This window comes from Pseudomonas sp. MPFS (assembly GCF_022537035.1).
In the GTDB taxonomy this organism is placed as follows: Bacteria; Pseudomonadota; Gammaproteobacteria; order Pseudomonadales; family Pseudomonadaceae; genus Aquipseudomonas; species Aquipseudomonas sessilinigenes.
Map to the genome: position 1 here is coordinate 4,429,934 of NZ_CP066123.1, position 16,742 is coordinate 4,446,675.

Annotated in this window: 14 protein-coding genes and 1 pseudogene; 9 read left to right on the forward strand and 6 right to left on the reverse strand. The window is 51.9% G+C overall.

Annotation, left to right across the window (positions count from 1 at the left end):
• The 4 genes from I9018_RS20270 to I9018_RS20285 all read right to left on the reverse strand — a co-directional run bounded on the left by I9018_RS20270 (position 1) and on the right by I9018_RS20285 (position 4,580).
• Positions 1-1,281, reverse strand: a complete 1,281-nt coding sequence (locus tag I9018_RS20270; protein ID WP_241107343.1) for an HlyD family efflux transporter periplasmic adaptor subunit — start codon at positions 1,279-1,281, stop codon at positions 1-3.
• A complete protein-coding gene (locus tag I9018_RS20275; RefSeq protein WP_158250066.1) occupies positions 1,278-2,102 on the reverse strand; it encodes a tetratricopeptide repeat protein in 825 nt (274 codons plus the stop codon). Before I9018_RS20275 ends, I9018_RS20270 begins: the two co-directional genes overlap by 4 nt.
• A gap of 13 nt (positions 2,103-2,115) precedes the next feature.
• Positions 2,116-3,351 carry a retropepsin-like aspartic protease gene (locus I9018_RS20280; protein ID WP_103326292.1) on the reverse strand — a complete coding sequence of 412 codons (1,236 nt, stop codon included), beginning with the start codon at positions 3,349-3,351 and terminating at the stop codon, positions 2,116-2,118.
• A gap of 473 nt (positions 3,352-3,824) precedes the next feature.
• Positions 3,825-4,580, reverse strand: a complete 756-nt coding sequence (locus I9018_RS20285) for a Fic family protein (protein WP_103326291.1) — start codon at positions 4,578-4,580, stop codon at positions 3,825-3,827.
• Positions 4,581-4,743: 163 nt separating this feature from the next.
• On the opposite strand from I9018_RS20285, the gene I9018_RS20290 reads away from it, so the two are divergent.
• The 3 genes and pseudogenes from I9018_RS20290 (at position 4,744) to I9018_RS20300 (ending at position 6,923) form a co-directional block, all read left to right on the forward strand.
• Positions 4,744-5,181, forward strand: coding sequence for a hypothetical protein (locus I9018_RS20290; RefSeq protein WP_146043297.1), 438 nt, complete (start codon positions 4,744-4,746; stop codon positions 5,179-5,181).
• 107 nt (positions 5,182-5,288) lie between these two features.
• Positions 5,289-5,801, forward strand: a complete 513-nt coding sequence (locus I9018_RS20295; RefSeq protein ID WP_146043296.1) for a hypothetical protein — start codon at positions 5,289-5,291, stop codon at positions 5,799-5,801.
• Positions 5,802-5,949: 148 nt separating this feature from the next.
• Positions 5,950-6,923, forward strand: a pseudogene (locus I9018_RS20300) (IS5 family transposase).
• Between the two features lie 414 nt (positions 6,924-7,337).
• On the opposite strand, the gene I9018_RS20305 reads toward I9018_RS20300, so the two are convergent.
• A complete protein-coding gene (locus I9018_RS20305) occupies positions 7,338-7,631 on the reverse strand; it encodes a transposase (RefSeq protein ID WP_158250064.1) in 294 nt (97 codons plus the stop codon).
• Positions 7,632-8,133: 502 nt separating this feature from the next.
• Positions 8,134-8,535 carry a hypothetical protein gene (locus I9018_RS20315; RefSeq protein WP_178088060.1) on the reverse strand — a complete coding sequence of 134 codons (402 nt, stop codon included), beginning with the start codon at positions 8,533-8,535 and terminating at the stop codon, positions 8,134-8,136.
• 1,178 nt (positions 8,536-9,713) lie between these two features.
• Here I9018_RS20315 and I9018_RS20320 point away from each other — a divergent pair.
• The 6 genes from I9018_RS20320 to I9018_RS20345 all read left to right on the forward strand — a co-directional run bounded on the left by I9018_RS20320 (position 9,714) and on the right by I9018_RS20345 (position 16,610).
• On the forward strand, positions 9,714-10,979 hold the full coding sequence (locus I9018_RS20320; protein ID WP_103326286.1) for a tyrosine-type recombinase/integrase: 1,266 nt from the start codon (positions 9,714-9,716) through the stop codon (positions 10,977-10,979).
• Positions 10,972-12,705 (forward strand): site-specific integrase, encoded by a 1,734-nt coding sequence (locus I9018_RS20325; RefSeq protein WP_241107344.1) that lies wholly within the window; start codon positions 10,972-10,974, stop codon positions 12,703-12,705. The genes I9018_RS20320 and I9018_RS20325 overlap by 8 nt, the downstream gene beginning before the upstream one ends.
• Entirely contained in the window at positions 12,702-14,729 is a 2,028-nt protein-coding gene (locus I9018_RS20330; RefSeq protein WP_241107345.1) for a hypothetical protein, read from the forward strand. Before I9018_RS20325 ends, I9018_RS20330 begins: the two co-directional genes overlap by 4 nt.
• On the forward strand, positions 14,710-15,144 hold the full coding sequence (locus tag I9018_RS20335) for a hypothetical protein (RefSeq protein WP_241107346.1): 435 nt from the start codon (positions 14,710-14,712) through the stop codon (positions 15,142-15,144). Before I9018_RS20330 ends, I9018_RS20335 begins: the two co-directional genes overlap by 20 nt.
• Positions 15,145-15,240: 96 nt before the next feature.
• Positions 15,241-15,645, forward strand: coding sequence for a DCC1-like thiol-disulfide oxidoreductase family protein (locus I9018_RS20340; RefSeq protein ID WP_241107347.1), 405 nt, complete (start codon positions 15,241-15,243; stop codon positions 15,643-15,645).
• Between the two features lie 200 nt (positions 15,646-15,845).
• The gene (locus tag I9018_RS20345) at positions 15,846-16,610 is read left to right on the forward strand and encodes a hypothetical protein (RefSeq protein WP_241107348.1); all 765 of its coding nucleotides are present in this window, start codon (positions 15,846-15,848) and stop codon (positions 16,608-16,610) included.
• Positions 16,611-16,742 lie beyond the last annotated feature (132 nt).

Consider the following 16,742-nt stretch of genomic DNA (forward strand, 5'->3'; position numbering starts at 1 on the left):
TCACAACCTGCCCGTGACTGAAATGACGGGCTCCAAGGCCCATTCATACAACTTTCGGTTTTCCAGAATAATGCTCGCCTCCACCAGCATTCCTGGGATCAAGGCTTGCCTGACCCCATAAACTTCGACCCACTGTTGGTCCAACTCTATAGTCACCTTAAAGAGAGCCGCGGCACTTTCAGCATTGTCCAAACCGACTGCAGTACTGATTTCTTTACTCAACAAGGACGCCCGTGCGACTGTTATCACCCGGCCATGTTTCAAACCGAACTTTTGGTAGGGGAAGGCCGGATAACGTAAGGAAACGGGGTCCCCGGGTTTGACAAAGCCAATGGCGGAACTAGGCGCATAGACTTCGGCAATCAGTTGGGCATCCACCGGAACTATGGTCATTAGAGGTTTATCGGCGGAGACAAACTGCCCTGCCCGCGCCGTAACGACCGTGGCAATGCCGTCCTTGGGGGCTCTCAGCTCACTGCCCTGATTCAGCGCACTACGCGCCAGCGCTTCGTTAGTAACGTAGATCTTCTTATCGATTTCCGAGAGTTGGGCTTGATACGCCAGCGCTCTTTTTTCCAGTGTCGCGACCTTGGACTTAATGCCCAAGTTTGCCCCTGCCCGTTCACGTTGTAGTGTCTGTAAACGAGCACTCTGTTCCAGGTAATCCGACTGCTTGATCTCTGATTCTTCCTTAGAGATGTAATCTTGCACATAAAGCTTGCGGTATCGGTGGGCGTTTTCCTCGGCCAAGTTCAGCCTGGAACGCTGAACCTCGATTAGCCTGTTCAAGCGCTCAACATCGGCCTGGGCCTGGGAAACCTCATCCTGCAACAGTGTCTGCTCCTGAGAGAACAACACGCCAGCCTGATGCCTGTCGCTATCCAGAGACCCCAGCGTAAGCTTCAACTGCTCGCCCACCGCCCGCTCAGTCATACCGAATGGGGCGCTGACACTGTCAAATGAGAGCGACATCATTTTTTGATTCTCGCGTACCAGGTCTCCATCGTTGACGAATGACTCCAACACCACCCCCGAGCGCATTGGGTAGAGTTTCAACACGCCACTCACCGGCACCAACTCCCCTTTGACAGAAATCTTCCTAGAATAACTACCCGCATAGATCAATATTAAAAATGCCAGCAATACCATTCCCACCAGTAGTGCGACGAACTTAAATGCCCCTGGCCCCATCAAAATTATGGTACCTAATCGTTGTTTGGAACGGGCCTCTACCGCCGTTTGTGAGTACAACTGTTCCAGATCATCTCGGGCGCTATTCAATGAGGAAGTACCTGTTCCAATGCCATCAACCTGGTTTTGGCGCTGGGAACATGATCGCGGCTCAGCAGGTACCATTTTCTCGCGGCGCCCAGGTCCTGCTGAACACCCAGTCCCTTCTCATACAAGTAACCAAGATTGGCCTGGGCCAGCCAATATCCCATCTGGGCTGACCGCAGATACAATTCAGAGGCAGCGAGGAAGTCCCTGCTGCGCCCAACCCCCGTAGCAAAGCACTTACCCAACAACAGTTGTCCTTCGGCATTCCCTCCATCCGCGGCCTTCTGAAAACAATCACAGGCATTTTCAGCACTGGCGTTGGAGCCCACGCCATCTGCATATAGGTAGCCCAGTCGGAGCGATGCTTTGAGTAGGCCCAGATCGGCTGCCTGTTGATACAAACGCTCGGCTTTTGGGTATGACTGTTCTACGTCCAGTCCCATTTCGCTTAGATAACCCAGGTTATAAATGGCCTCAGGGTCTTTGGCGGTCGCGGCCTGGGTACTGTAATAAAGCGCCTTGCCTATATCGCGTGGTATCGTATTGCCTTCGATATACAGGGCGCCCAATACCGACTGAGCGGCAATGTTTCCCTCCTGTGCAAGCGATTCCCACTCTTTGACCGCCCGACCGGTGTCACGCTCAACGCCTTGCCCGTAAAAGAATAGCCGGGCTATAAAAATACGTGACGCTTGAGAGTTATACCTGTCACGCACAGCCCGAGCGATTTCATAGGCCTCGGCATAGTTCTCCTGTTTGTAAGCGACCAGGGCCTGGTCCATATCCGCCGAACAGGCCCAGGGAAGGAAAAACAGCGTAGTCATTAGCACAATCAGCCTACTGGACATTATTCAGGCACCCCCAGCCCTGATTGAAATCCACCACCAATTGGTAGTGTTCGAATGCGTTCCATCCCAGAACATAGGGCAGCAGGTAAGTGCGTGTTGGCGAATACAGCCTTTGTACTGGTCTGTCCTTGCCAGCAAGACTAATAACTTCACTGGCTTGATATTGAGCTTCATGATAGGAACCAGTCAGATCGTTTATCCGGTTGCTTAGAACTAAAACACCACTGCCGAGCGGTTTTTTCCCACCACTCAGGTACTCCATATTTCCGGTGTCCAATAGAACTGGAACCTTCTCGCCATCAACCAGCAGATAGGTAAATAGGAACTGTGTGGTACGAGACAAGTTACTTCCAAGAAATACCTTTGACTCACACAGGCTCTGATCAGCAGTACTACTAAAGGTGATACCCGAGGCATTTATGCTTATTCGGCCCAGTTTAGAGAGGATATCTAGTCCCAGGAGCGTCTCCGTGCTTCCCATCAAAACAGCAAAATTTTTAAACCTTTGTCCTGAAACATCAAGGGTCTTCAAGAGCACCATCTTCGACTTCACGGTTGAGTCCTGGTAATAGGTCGCCAGATCAAACTCCCAAGGACTGGCCTGTAGGTTCAGGCGTCGAGCATCGACGGCCGATAAATGGCTGACGCTGGCTCCAGTATCCAGCTTGGCCTTGAGCGCAACGCCATTTATTTCAACAGTCAGATACGGCTTTGCCCTCAACATCAGAAAACCATTGTCCACCGTTTGCCACCCGACTGCTGTTGCACCAGGCGCAGGGGCCTGTTCAAAAGCGGGGAATTCATCGATGGCCGCCAGGCTCTGGTCATTAAGTCCTGGCACCTTAGTTGACCAGATCGCTCTACTACCCCCGTCCAGCAGCCGATAAAGCCGGAGCATTTCTTGATAGTTCTTTTGATTGAATGCCTCGCCTAGCAGCAATAACTGGCAGGCCAACTGCCTTTCTTCGGTAACAATTTGAGCGCACGTAAGGTTGCCCGTTCCAGCACCTACAACTGACTGCAAAGAGCGTCTGAGAATTATCGCGGCGATCACACTCTGATCATTATTTTTATTCAGAAGTTTTGAAAGGACCAGAGTTTTAGGCAGAAACGTCGCTTGTTCGATACCTGACAATTCACTGGATGCCGCAAAGGCTCCGGCGCCACCCCACAAAAATATGACATACATAAGAGCAATATTGCTCAAGCCACGCACTTTCATCATCGGACTCGCAACGACTGCAACGCTTCAAAAAGAGGTACGAACTAAAATTAGTCGTACCTTTACAGCATTAGCGGATTGGTATTGTGACCGTCACTCCTCCACCAGCCCCACCGTTGGGGTCGACAGAGCTGTTAGTCGTGCCCTGAAAGCCACTCGGCGTAGACGGTTGATTGGTACCATGGATTTCCGTTACTGAGTTACCATTCATGCTACCGACAGTAACCTGTGTTCCACTGGAGTCGGTGAAGGTAAAGCTGTGCCCACCGCCCCCCCCGCTACTGAAGTTGCCATGAGTTCCATCTTCATCATTCCAGTCCGAGACAGGGTCTGTTTGACTCCCGCCAGAAACAAGCAGCAACTCTGCAGCCGTTAGTTCACGCATTACAAACCTCGCTCAATGAAGTAAATTTTCATTCCCTAGTATTCCTTCCATGGTCATTAATGCACGCTTCAAGATCCTTTGAGGCGCTATATCAACCCCCACACATCCGACCAATTAAGAAGCAATAGAAGCCCATCAACTCATCCCAGTCGCCTAAAGTTTCGGCCATTCGTATGCGAATCTGATAACCGCCTTGAGCTGCCGAATAAGCGTCGTAGAAGTACAAATAATTTTGTGGGCTACGCAATAACAAAAAATTCAACAATATCCTCGCCGCTCGCCCGTTTCCGTCCACCAAAGGATGGCAATTTAATAATGCTGTAGACACCACAACAGCAGTAGCGACATCAGGAAGTGAGTCCTTGCGAGAGAGAATGAACCTATGCATGTTATTCAAAGCAGGCTCTATATGATCCGCATCCGGATATTTGACCCGACTACCCTGCCGATCCACCGTGGTAAAAATAGGCCCTTTGCGGAGGGAAGTTGGTTTTTCCAGTAGCAAGCAACCCAGCGTCTCAATGAAGTTGTAAAACTGCAGAGGCCGGTATTGCTCAATACAACCTGCAAAAAGCTGAGTGAGATTACTCATCACCTCTATTTCACTGAGTGAACGACTTGCCGCTTGGGTCGGCGGATTTCTCAGCATGTAATACGGGCTCAACGAGTGTCGCAGTACCGCCAGCGATTCATCACTGTGAATAATTTGCAACTGCTCAGCTCTGTTTCGATGCCCGTGGAGAGCGAGCAATTTATTCGTTCTGTCGACATACTGTAGGGTTTCGACAGCGAGTGACTTCAAGTCCGGATAAAGCAGGAGCTTTCTCTCAACTACATTGCCTTCCATAGCAAAATACCTTTGAGCGAGTACTATCTGTAAACTCCCTTTTAACAGCTTTAAATTACAATTTTCTTACAGTCGAGACTTTACAAGTAATCCATAGATTCTGTTTACAGAGACCAGGGAGACGTGTTAAACAAACTAATAATCCACAGCACGGATGACCTGGATGCCCACCCAGACTTGGCCTCGAAATACTATTTTCTTTTTGTTTTTATTGGCATCCAGCTCTCTAAATGCCGACTCATTCTCTGGCGGTACTGGTTGGGGAAAATTTGTTCAAGTCTTACTTTCTGTGGGTACTTGCCAAAACCAATTATTGGAGGCGCAACGAGCAGCGTGTTTCAAACGTAATGCTCGGCAAGCCTGCCAATATGCACCAGAAGGCATAGAGAAAGAGAACTGCATTAAAGAATATTCAGGTTACTCGGTCACATCCGATAAAAGCCTTTCAAAGAGTTCTTCGTGGTCTTTACCCCCCCTAAAGGGGAAGATGAATCATGTTTCGAATATTCCTGCGCCTTTTACCAAGATGAAACAAAAACCACAGGACTCTAAGCCTGACGAATACGACTCAAGAATAAGGGGTCTATTATACACCCCCTGATTTGTACAATTTTGATCAGGGCGAACGCAATTTTTGATAATTATAAATGCGGTCAACACTTACTCAGCTCTAGCGCCTGGACCACAACCAGCGACGGACAATAAAACATGCCAGCAGATGAATTGGACTCCTTGTTTTCCTATTACTACAATCAGGCGAGCAAACATGCATTTCCAGCCTTCCTCGGCTCTGACATAACCAGCACTCCATTGAACTCCGCTCCTTATATTACCTCGCTTTCAAACTTCTGTGAGGCTTACACAAGCTCACCCAGAAAGGAGTTTTCGGATCAGTTGAAATTGTCTATTAGCGAACTGAAAGATGCAGGATTGAGCATTGATATCGCACTGATTGGAGGCAGTTTTCTAACCTTGAAAAGTACTCCTGGTGATCTGGATGCCGTACTATTCTATTCGCTGAAAAAGGAGGAAATTGCCTTTCCTCTGGACCAATGGCAGCGTGCACAGAAGCTCAAGGGCCTGGATGTGCGGTTGGTCCCGATGGATACTCGCCCCATCCTGACACTGAAAATGGCACTGTTCTTCGCACTTTTATACACCCATAGGAAAAATGATGGGCTTACAACTCCTGGGCTGGTACTGATTGACTGCAAGGGCTGAAATCGCGCAGGCTCAACTACCGCTTCGGGGCAAGTACCGGTCGGAATGACCGGAATGCCTAGGGATTCTCCGATCAAGTCAGCACAGGTCATCTGACCTGTGCTGAAATAGCCCTCCGCCCAACAGCCCTCTACAAGCCCTCCATCCCATGAGTCAGATGAGCTTTTCCGATTTCGAGTACGCCGGTAAGCGTAAGCAAACCCGTCGCGAGCGTTTCCTGGCCGAGATGGAACAAGTGGTGCCGTGGAGCGGTTTGGTGGCATTGATTGAGCCGCACTACCCAAAGGCCGGCGGTGGTCGCAAGCCGTACCCATTGGAAACCATGTTGCGTGTTCACCTGCTGCAGAACTGGTTCTCATTGAGTGATCCAACCATGGAGGAGGCGCTGTACGAGATTACTTCGATGCGCCAGTTTGCTCGTCTGACGCTCAGCGCTCCGAGCCCCGAAGACACGACGATCATGAACTTCCGGCACTTGCTCAGTTGGCGGCGGGCATTTTGGAAACCATCAACAATTACCTGCGAGACAAGGGCCTTTCGTTACGCCAGGGCACCATCGTCGACGCCACTATCATCCACGCACCCAGTTCGACCAAAAACAAGGAAGGCAAACGCGATCCTGAAATGCACCAGACGAAGAAAGGCAACCAGTACTTCTTCGGCATGAAAGCGCACATCGGAGCTGACGCAGAATCGGGCCTGGTACATCATGTTCATGGCACCGCCGCCAACGTGGCTGACGTGACGGAAGTTGCCCATCTGTTGCACGGTGGCGATAACGTTGTCTGTGCTGACGCCGGTTACACCGGCGTAGAGAAACGGCCTGAGCACGACGGTCGGCAAGTGATCTGGCAGGTCGCGGCGCGACGCAGCACCTACAAGTATTTGAGCAAACGCAGTGCGCTGTACAAGGCCAGGCGCAAGATCGAGAAGGCCAAAGCCCAGGTACGTGCGAAGGTCGAACATCCGTTTCGGGTGATCAAACGTCAGTTCGGTTATGTGAAGACCCGCTTCCGCGGCCTGGCCAAGAATACGGCGCAATTGACCACACTGTTCGCGCTGTCGAATCTGTGGATGGTGCGCCGGCAATTATTGCCTACTGCGGGAAAGGTGCGCCCGTGAGGGTAGAAAACCAAGGCTATGCCTTGGTTTTCCAATAATCAGAGGCTGAAAATCGGGGTTTTCGGTATCTCCAAGCAGTCCATTTCCGGCTGGTGGGTAACTTGTCCGGAGAATCCCTAGAATGACGCCCACGTTAATACCGTCACGGATGGCGACACTTGATATGGTCGCCCCAGGTTGCAGGCATTCCTGAACGACCTGGGCTTTGAAGGGTTTCGGATAAGAGCTTCATTGGCACATGGAAATCCTGGCGATTAAGGGTGATCGCGTCCGCAAAAGTACGTGAACACCATCGCCTTTAAAACTGAAGTTCGGAAGGTGAGTTCGCCGGACGCTTACTGCGGGATACCCGCGGCAGCCGGCACATTGGCGCTACGGGATAGCGACCAGCCAACGCCTCGATGGCGCGGAACTTCACTTCGTGGGCTGCGAGAAGATGGCGAGCGCCTTTTTTAAAACATCGCGCTCCATGGTGACCTGAGCCAGTTGCTGGCGTAGACGACGCAACTCCGCGCTCTCACCACGCTGCTTGCCGTTGCCCGGAAAGGCATCGTCACCTTGCTGCTCGTACTGGCGCTTCCATTTGCCCAGCAGGCTTTCAGCGATGCCGAGCGTCTCGGCTACATGACGAAGCGGCGTGCCGGCAAGCACCTGGTCTATCGCCTCGCGTTTGAAGGATTCGGGAAAACGTCGTCTGGTCTGGGTCATGAACACTCTTGCGGTGGACATTATCCACCTTAAGTCAGTGTCCACTCTGCCCGGGGACAGACCAACCCTCCACGCCCGGGAACGCAGCCAGGCCGCAACCGCGCGGCCCGAGCATAATCAAATGACGCCACGCGTCAGATCTATTGCAAAGCAGGCGCTCCTCGCCAGGCCACTTGAGCGCAACCTCCTCCGGCCTACTAAAACTTGCAAAGATCAATTGCGCATGAGTGACGGTACTCTTGCGGCGAAAGGCGCCCCATGGGACCAAACAGCAACTTGGCGGTAAACCTTTCCAGATCCGCCATCACCTCTCCTGGCGCGTACTGCGCGAAATATGCCCGCCGCGCCGGAGGCAGAGTGGCACGGTGTGTCAGACAGATCTTCACCATTTCTGACAGCATAGAACCGCGAATGTCGTAACGCGTATCCACAGCGTACAGGACAGTGCGATAGCATGAGCGGTAGGTCGGTTGCAGACCGACCTGCCGCTGCACACTGCAACTCATCCTTGGCTCCCTGCCTGCCACGAGGCTAGAAACTGTAACACCCGCTCAACTTGCCCCTGACTGACCAGTTGCTCCGCTGTCTGGTGTTCGAAAGGTGGTAATGGCTCGAAGCGAAACCAAGTGATCGCTCGCTCGACTGCGACCCCGCTCTCGGCCACCACCAAGATCACCCGAAGGACATCCGCGATAAAACGTTGCGTTGTTTCGACATAGGATGTGCAGGTGGCATCTGGCTGACTGCAACTATAGGCTGCGACATGATTGGCAAAAACGACAGGACTTAGGGCAAAGATCTCAATATAACGCTCAATCGAATAAGGGGAATCATTCGTGGGACGCAAGCAATCGATCAACTCAGCGATCGAGACAATCGCTGACTGGAGTTTTCCCACCTTCATGGCTTCTACCTCTTGCCGCCTTTCGCTCGCAGCATGCACGCAAATCGACATAAGGCAAAGCCTTATGCGCTCGCTCAGCCCCGGGCCGACATTGCCAATCTGCTCTTAGTCATGGAGCACTTATATGCTATTGAAGCATCTGGTATTGGAAATATATATTTTCCAACCTAGACATAGCAATGTGCTTCGAAACCATTCAAGGTGCTCGGCAAATACTTTTTTAAAACCAACAAATACCAAAAACCCGAAAACCGAACTAGTACAAATAAAAAATATTTAACTACAATCAACACTAACCCATATTAAACAATAGAAAAACAGCACATAGCCTCCCTCATCCTGACGCAATGGAAGCATCCAACTTTACATACAAGGAGCTTTATGAGATCTCATTGAAAAAACATCCATCAACTGGAGTTCAGCCGCTTCCGTTTATACCCACTTGTTGATGATAAGCGCCAACACAACCAAGCCATCACTGGTGGCAGTCCATTAATAGCGCGGTAAGAATTCCTATGCTAATACCCTTTATAGATAAGGAGCATGGACATGGCTATTTACGAGAAAGTATTGGCGTGGGCGGATAGATTACCACCGTGGCGCCACGACGCTCTACGACGCCTATGTGTTCAGAGGGCCTGGAGCGATACGGATCTTGATGAAATTCTTGATCTCGCTAAGCAGCATAATGGAATCACCAGTGTACTAGAATCTGTTCCAGTGCCGATCAGGTTCACCGCGGAGCATTTCCGGCCGAGGCGAATCAGAACCAGTCTGTCGCTCTTAAGTCCCTTCATTCGTTGACCAATGTGGAAAAATCCCGAACAACCAGGCTCTGAAGCTTGAAACGCAAGGCCTCACCATCGTGTACGGGGGCAATGGCACAGGAAAGTCCGGCTATGCGCAAGTTCTACCGCAATGTACGAGCCGACTCAAATGCGGCTGACCAGCAACGACCTATAACGCAACCGGCCGAGCGCCTACAGGATATCAACACCTTGCTCCAAAATATCCGTAGGCGAAGAGCTTGAGTTCACTCGCGAAATCAAGAGGATTATTTTTTACTAATTCCGCCCCTACATTATATATATGAGTGCATTGCTAAAAATAGTTGAAAAGGGGTAAAAGTGGTCATCAGGACTAACGAGGCTTAGTGAAAGTAAAGGTGCTTAGTGACCATGGCTAACCTTGAGTTTATTCAATTTACACCGATGCGAGAGGTCGTTGAGGCCGGCTTAATCCGATGGGAGCATGACAAAGGCTCTCGGCAGATCGAAGATCTTCCCCAAATATTCTGGGGTAGCGGGGAGCCTTGGACGGAGGCCAACCATTGGGCGCTTACCATAGCAACCCGTACGGTCGGCGGTCACATTAAAACCGTGACCTCCCTCATGAAGCATTTATACGCCTATGCAGACTGGCTTGAAGCGGAGGAGCTGGACTGGCGCCACTTTCCAGATCGCATGGCTGACCGGGTCATCGTACGCTACCGAGGTGAGCTGATAGCTCAGCGCAACCGCGGTGTCCTCCGGCCCAGTACCACGACAGCCCGTATGCGAGCGTTGATCCAGTTTTATCGACATGCACAGATCTATGGGTTCGTCAGCCAACACTCGTCTATGTGGCACGATGAAGTAGTTTTATTACGCTACTTTGACTCGGCTGGATTTGAGCGAACGATAAGCCGGCAAAAATCTGAACTTGCCATACCAAACAGAGCGAGACCAGGCCTTACATTGGAAGACGGCCTCGTGCCTTTGCAAAGTGATCATGTACAGGCTCTACTAGACTTTACAGCATCAGAATCTCTTGAAGAAATTCACTTAATGCTGACCATCGGCTTCCTAACTGGCGCTCGAATTGGGTCTATTTTGACACTCGCCGTACAAAATATTGAAGGAGCAATACCTGACCCAAATATGTCAGGTTTTTATCGTTTACCTATTGGGCCCGGAACTAAGGTTTCCACAAAGTTCGACACCATTGGTGATCTGTTGGTGCCCAGCTTCTTGATTGATGCATTAAATACATATACTTATTCCATGCGCCGCCTGAGTCGACAGGCTTTAGCTTTGCCCGAACATCGGAGCTCTTTGTTCCTGACCTCGCGAGGAAACCCATATCGAGAGCAGTCTTTCAATCGATTGATGACAGATCTTCGTCGAAGAACTGTGGCGGCAGGGCTAAACTTCATGAAGACATTCAAATTTCATCAGACACGATGCACTTACGGCACTTGGTTAATGGAGGTTGCTTTACAGGTGACCAACGAAGCATGTGCAGTAGCCTTTGTTCGGGAGGCAATGCTCCACAAAGATGAAACAACAACCTTACGCTACGTGCGATTCATCCAGAGAGCACCCATAAAGGCCCTGATTTCCAAAGAGTTTACGGCGGCGTTTACTGGCATCATTAATCGTGACTGGAATTTGTTTCATGCATAAAAAATTCCAGATTCCAGAGCTCACTCTTCCCAGGGTTAAAATTGGAATAAACTCATATTCATGGGATATGCGAAGACTACTTTATATCGGCGGTGCAGAAATAAGACACGACTTAGTAGCAGACGCTATCGATCGAGGCACACTTGGCACCGTATCGCCGGAGCGATTGGATTTAGTTAGAAAATTGCATGCTGTAATAGCAGGAAAACTGACTGCTGGCGGTAGCCAAGAAACGACTAAAACACAGCTTCAGAGCATTCGTGAATTCTTCAGGTGGGCCGATAGGAAGAATTATACCTTATCCCTGCCTACGGCTCAGGTTGCTTACATCCATTGGACAGACGCCCTTTTTCATTGCTGGCAAGTAACTAAAACCTTGGCCCAGCGCACGGCATACACAAAGGGACGAGTGGTTGGCCAGTTATTGGATCATGCACTAGGTCGAACTACACCAATGATTGAGTTAACCAGACTTAAGGAACCGAAACGCCGGAAAGCTGTACAGACTATTCAATCAGATAAGCAGTGCCTAGAGTCTGCTTTTGCATTTGGACGGCTTTTGCAAGATATCTGTGATGGTATGACGCTCAGTGCCATTTGGGGGCCAAGACCTGTACGAATTCCCCTTCAGAGTGGAGGAGAACTCGTCCAATGGGCAGGAATGCACTCCATGGAGAGAGGTGCGATTCCGCGAACACCATACCGAGAGCAAGTGCGTTTGACACGTATGGCCGCACGACAAGCTGCTTATGAAAACAAACGGTCGTTGCGTTCAAGAGCAACGTTGATCAACTTGCGGATCTTAGCCGAACTCCTAATGTTCATTGGACAGACAGGAATGAATGTGTCGCAGGCAAGTGGCCTTGAGTTTCGTCATTTCAGCTACTCCAGCGATATCGATAGTTATAAGGTCAGGGACTACAAGTCGAGGCGCGGCGGAGAGGTGCTATTTGAAATTTTCAAGGAGTACCGTAGCCACTTTGAACGCTACCTTGAATGGCGGAGGACGTTGTTCTCAGATGACTCACGCCTATTTCCACTTCTACGTTACAAGGGCGCTCATGAAGAATCACGCCCCTACTTCGGCTTGATCATACAGGCGTGTAAAGATGCTGATGTTGCTTGGCAGCCACCTAGCGTGCTACGGAGTACTAGGGTGAATTGGTTGCTTCGACGTAGCGGGGATCCGGACCTTACGGCAGAGATGGCGCAGCACCATAAGCAAACTCTACTGACTGTGTATGAAATCCCATCGCTCCAGCGCGCAGTCGGGGAAATAACACGTTTTTGGTCAATTGCGGACCCCATGCATTTACAGATTGCTCCAAAAATCGCGGTGGCACCTGGCGCATGCGACGGAGTGCCTTCGGCACTCCCTTTTAAACCCAAGTTGGCCCCCCCTCCCGACTGTATTTACCCTTCCGGCTGCCTTTGGTGTGAACATCACCGCGACATCGACTCGCTCGACTATGTGTGGGCTCTGTCATGCTTCCGGCACCTCAAGGTATTGGAAGTGAGTCGATATCATGCCCCGGTAGGCGTGAGGAGTGCGGATCACCCAGGCTACTACGCTATCTCTCGCATTAGTGACAAGCTCGCATGGTTTCGAGACTCAAACACTACCCGGCGAGCCTGGGTAGAGGAGGCGTTAGCACGAGTTGAGGAGGGTAACTACCATCCAGAATGGTGCCGCCTGATTGAGAGTGTTGAGGGGGCTTCAGAATGAAAATGGAACTGCATGAGATGGGCTTGGGGCTTCGGGCAGACTGGATAATTTCATCTTCTTCGGCTTTTAGGCCATCATCATGGCCACCCGCCAAGGATTGGCCGGTGAGCATTGATCGAGATGGTTCGGTACTCTCTCGCTGGGGTGACCCTGTGTGGGATCTTACACCAATAGCAGGAACGGCCTTTAAATTAAACTTCGGTGATGGATCAGAAAGTAAAAGCGACTCACTTGATCCTGAGAACGCCAACCTTCTGAGATTGGTTATCACCTGGCGCATGTGGGGGTATAGAGCTATCAAAGCAGCCGGGTCTCTTCAGACTGCTTTTACGATGATACGTTCCGTGATCGCACTATGTAGCCGCAACAGTATTTTAGCTTGCGACATGATGCGTTTTCCAAAATTAATCGATCAATTGCCTGAAGTTATAGCTCCAAGTCGATATCACAGGACGATCGCGGAACTCAACAGACTGTATGACGCCCGAGTTACGTTAGGTTTTACCATCATCGACCAAGATGGTCTGAAGCGATTGGCCAGCATTAGACCCGACCATAACACGATCCAGACTCCGTACATTCCGCCGCGTATTTGGGTCTACCAAGTTAACCGCTTGAGCCAGTGTATCGACGACTTTCTTGCTAATCTGGTACAGATTGAAGATTGCTTCCGATTTTGTCTTGACGCTTATATTTGTAATTATGGGTCATTGCCGGCGGCCTTAGAGCGGCATAAGGCTACTTACAAGGCTCCATTCACTAAAAGCTCAGAGAAAAATTCTAGCCGCGTCTATCGAGGCTCATTCGCGGAAACCTTAGAACGATTTGGCTTGATGTCTCTACTAGTGAAGTGGCTTGGTGCTAAGCGAGATAAAGTGCCAATCAAGTTGTTTTCATCATACCTATCCATGGTCACCATCGCTGGCCTAGCCTATATTGCCAACTTCACACTACAACGTAGAGAGGAGGTTGCCTCTTTACGAGCGAGTTGCCTAGAGTGGGAGAATGATGAAAAGCTGGGGCGTGTTCCTATTATATGTGGAGAAACGACAAAAACATATAGTGACTCGGACGCTCGTTGGGTAGCTAGCCCTAGTGTAGAAAAAGCCATCATTGCAATAACAGCAATTTCTCGTATGAGAATGATTTGTGATCGGGTCAACCCATTGGTAGCCCCCACGGCAAATGACATAGACGACCCGTATCTATTCAGCGTACCTAGTGAGCCATGGGGGGCTGGCAAGGTGACACCTTATTACATCCGACATGAAGCTGATAGTTTGGTCGAGGTTATCAGGCATTATCCTTGTCTTTTTGAGCCCTCTCAGCTCCGCGTCACTCACGATGACTTAAAAATTGCCAAACAACTGACCCCAAATCTTCCAATAGACAGATTTGCTGTTGGTCGATCCTGGCCACTGGCCTGGCACCAGTACCGGAGAACGAGTGCGGTGAACATGTTTGCATCAGGGCTCATCTCCGATAGTTCGATGCAGCAGCAGATGAAACATTGCTCGAGACTGATGCCTCTTTACTATGGTAGGGGCTACACCCGTCTACATCTCAACGAAACTGTAGAGGCTGCTGTAGTCACCGCCATGTACGAAGCAATGGCGGCACAACTCCGAAACGCCGCGAGCAACCGATTCGTATCACCATACTCCGCCGACCATAAGCGGACCATTGTGGTGAGCGTCCTGAATACGAAGGACGTAAAAACCTTGGCGGCCTGGGCGAAGAGTGGCAAGGTCAGCTTTCGAGAGCATCGCCTCGGAGGGTGTATGAAGGCAGGGATGTGCGAGTACGGTGGCGTCGAATCGATAGCTCGATGTGCTGGAGGGGACAGCGGAAAGCCGTGTCCGGATGTCCTATTTGACCGAACCAAAGAATCGCAGGTTCAAGCTGACATAAAACGTATCACTGAGGAGATGTCGATGCTCCCAGAAGACAGCCCCCGATACCAAGCACTTCTCAGTGATCGCCTAGGGATGGAGAACTACTTGAATGTCATCCACACCAGTTGAATCTTTGAGTGCCGAACAGCGATTTCGGCAAGCCTTTGAACGCCTCAAGGCAGGCCATCCCAGAGTGTTAGAGCATGGGAAACCAGTAACCCAAAACAATGTTGCCAGGGAGGCTGGCTGCGATCCATCAGCCTTACGTAAGGCGCGCTTCCCCGCTTTGATTCGTGAAATTCAAGCCTATCTGGAGCTACACCAAGAACCAATACCATCAAAACGTCAAACAGCTCTCAAGCAACGTAGAGCAAAACGCTCGGTGGCGGATCGGTTGAAAGATGCATGTTTGCAGCGTGACGCGGCTCAGTCACTACTGACCAGTGCGCACCGCCGGATTATTGAGCTGAGCGAGCAGGTGCAGTCTTTGCAGCACCAACTAGATGAAGTCCTAACTAAACCAACCCGAATCAGCCGGAACTAAGTTTGGACATCACTATAGACAACTCGCGTTGTTTCGATATTTTTCCATGGACATTGCCAGCCTGGTACATATCTCGTATTCAGAGGGTGAACAGGCATGTCCATGCCTGTGCTACTCGCGGTTGTCAGCAAGCTGTGCAACGCCTCGGTGCGCTTCGTCATCGCCCATGACACCGAACGGCGGATCCGCCTGGCCTCGGTGCAGTCGCCCCAGGGCCAGGCCCTGCTGGCGTGGGCCGGGTTGTCCACCGAACAGTTCGACAGCGTGGTGCTGATCGAGGGTCGACGCCTGTCACTGCGCTCCGACGCCTTTATCCGGCTGATGGCCCAACTACCTCGACCCTGGCGCTGGCTGCGCCTGCTGCACTGGGTTCCCCGCCCCCTGCGCGACTGGAGCTACAGCTACATCGCCCGCCACCGCTATCGCTGGTTCGGCCGCTACGACGTCTGCCTGCTGCCCAGCCCCGACCACCGCGGGCGCTTTCTCGACGATACGCCTTGACCTGCCACGCCAGCGCTTCGTGTAGCCGCTGCCGCAGGCTCGGCACGAGTCGCCAAACCTGCATCCGTGATATGCCTGCCAGAACCCGTCTTCCGCTTGCGGGCGCTGCCTAGCCAGATCAGCAGCGGCTACCTGATTGAACTGCGCCAGGGCGTTCGGAAAGTGCTAGCGTGGAGCCCCCTCACCTGCCGAGCGTGTCCATGCTGCTGTTGAAACTGCTCACGGTTCCCGCCTTCCTGCTGCTGATCTCCCTGGCCAGCCGGCGCTGGGGGCCGAATGTCGCGGGCTGGCTGGCAGGCTTTCCGGTGGTGGTGGGCCCTATCCTGCTGTTCCTGGCCCTGGAACAAGGCCAGGCGTTCGCCACCCAGGCCGCCGTGGCTGCACTGTCAGCCGTGTTCGCCATGATCGCCTTCAGCGTGGCCTATACCCACGCCGCCCGCACGCTGGCCTGGCCCGGGGCCTTGTGCATCGCCACCCTGGTCTGGCTGATTCTGGCAACGCTCATCGCCCAGGTGCCGGCCTCCCTGGGGTTCTCCCTCTTGTGCTCTATCAGTGCCCTGGTGTTGGCCCCTTGGGTGTTCCCCAGGGTACGGAGCGTGCCAGCCCCGGCCGCAGGCAAGTCCGACAGGCTGGTGTATCGCATGCTGGCGGGCGCCCTGCTGACCTTGGCCGTCACCCTGATGGCCAGCACCGTCGGGGAACGCTGGAGCGGCATGCTGGCCGTATTCCCGGTGCTGGGCAGCGTACTGGCGGTGTTCTCCCATCAAAGCCACGGGGCAGCCTTCACCACCGTGCTGCTGCGCTCGTTGAGCACCGGCTTGTATGCCTTCGCGGCATTCTGCCTGGTGCTGGCGACCACCCTGCCTGACCTGGGGCTCTGGGCATTCGTGCTGGGCGTGGTGGTGTCGATGCTGGTGCTGGCCTTGAGCAAGTGTTTTTTGACTCCGGCTCGCTTGAGCACCTGAACGCAGCCAGGCATCGGGGATCGATTCCTGGCTGATGAGATGATTGCTGAGGCTATCGTTCTGCCCCACTGATCCGACAAGAAAAATCCCTCTGGAGCAGCCTGTAACCGGCATGGGATGATGCGCGCCTTC

What these genes read in the sequence shown, in the direction of transcription:
- I9018_RS20275 (WP_158250066.1), bottom strand. Translation starts at nt 2,102, where the DNA reads ATGACTACGCTGTTTTTCCTTCCCTGGGCCTGTTCGGCGGATATGGAC.
- I9018_RS20280 (WP_103326292.1), bottom strand. Translation starts at nt 3,351, where the DNA reads ATGATGAAAGTGCGTGGCTTGAGCAATATTGCTCTTATGTATGTCATA.
- I9018_RS20285 (WP_103326291.1), bottom strand. Translation starts at nt 4,580, where the DNA reads ATGGAAGGCAATGTAGTTGAGAGAAAGCTCCTGCTTTATCCGGACTTG.
- I9018_RS20290 (WP_146043297.1), top strand. Translation starts at nt 4,744, where the DNA reads ATGCCCACCCAGACTTGGCCTCGAAATACTATTTTCTTTTTGTTTTTA.
- I9018_RS20295 (WP_146043296.1), top strand. Translation starts at nt 5,289, where the DNA reads ATGCCAGCAGATGAATTGGACTCCTTGTTTTCCTATTACTACAATCAG.
- I9018_RS20305 (WP_158250064.1), bottom strand. Translation starts at nt 7,631, where the DNA reads ATGACCCAGACCAGACGACGTTTTCCCGAATCCTTCAAACGCGAGGCG.
- I9018_RS20315 (WP_178088060.1), bottom strand. Translation starts at nt 8,535, where the DNA reads ATGAAGGTGGGAAAACTCCAGTCAGCGATTGTCTCGATCGCTGAGTTG.
- I9018_RS20320 (WP_103326286.1), top strand. Translation starts at nt 9,714, where the DNA reads ATGGCTAACCTTGAGTTTATTCAATTTACACCGATGCGAGAGGTCGTT.
- I9018_RS20325 (WP_241107344.1), top strand. Translation starts at nt 10,972, where the DNA reads ATGCATAAAAAATTCCAGATTCCAGAGCTCACTCTTCCCAGGGTTAAA.
- I9018_RS20330 (WP_241107345.1), top strand. Translation starts at nt 12,702, where the DNA reads ATGAAAATGGAACTGCATGAGATGGGCTTGGGGCTTCGGGCAGACTGG.
- I9018_RS20335 (WP_241107346.1), top strand. Translation starts at nt 14,710, where the DNA reads ATGTCATCCACACCAGTTGAATCTTTGAGTGCCGAACAGCGATTTCGG.
- I9018_RS20340 (WP_241107347.1), top strand. Translation starts at nt 15,241, where the DNA reads ATGTCCATGCCTGTGCTACTCGCGGTTGTCAGCAAGCTGTGCAACGCC.
- I9018_RS20345 (WP_241107348.1), top strand. Translation starts at nt 15,846, where the DNA reads ATGCTGCTGTTGAAACTGCTCACGGTTCCCGCCTTCCTGCTGCTGATC.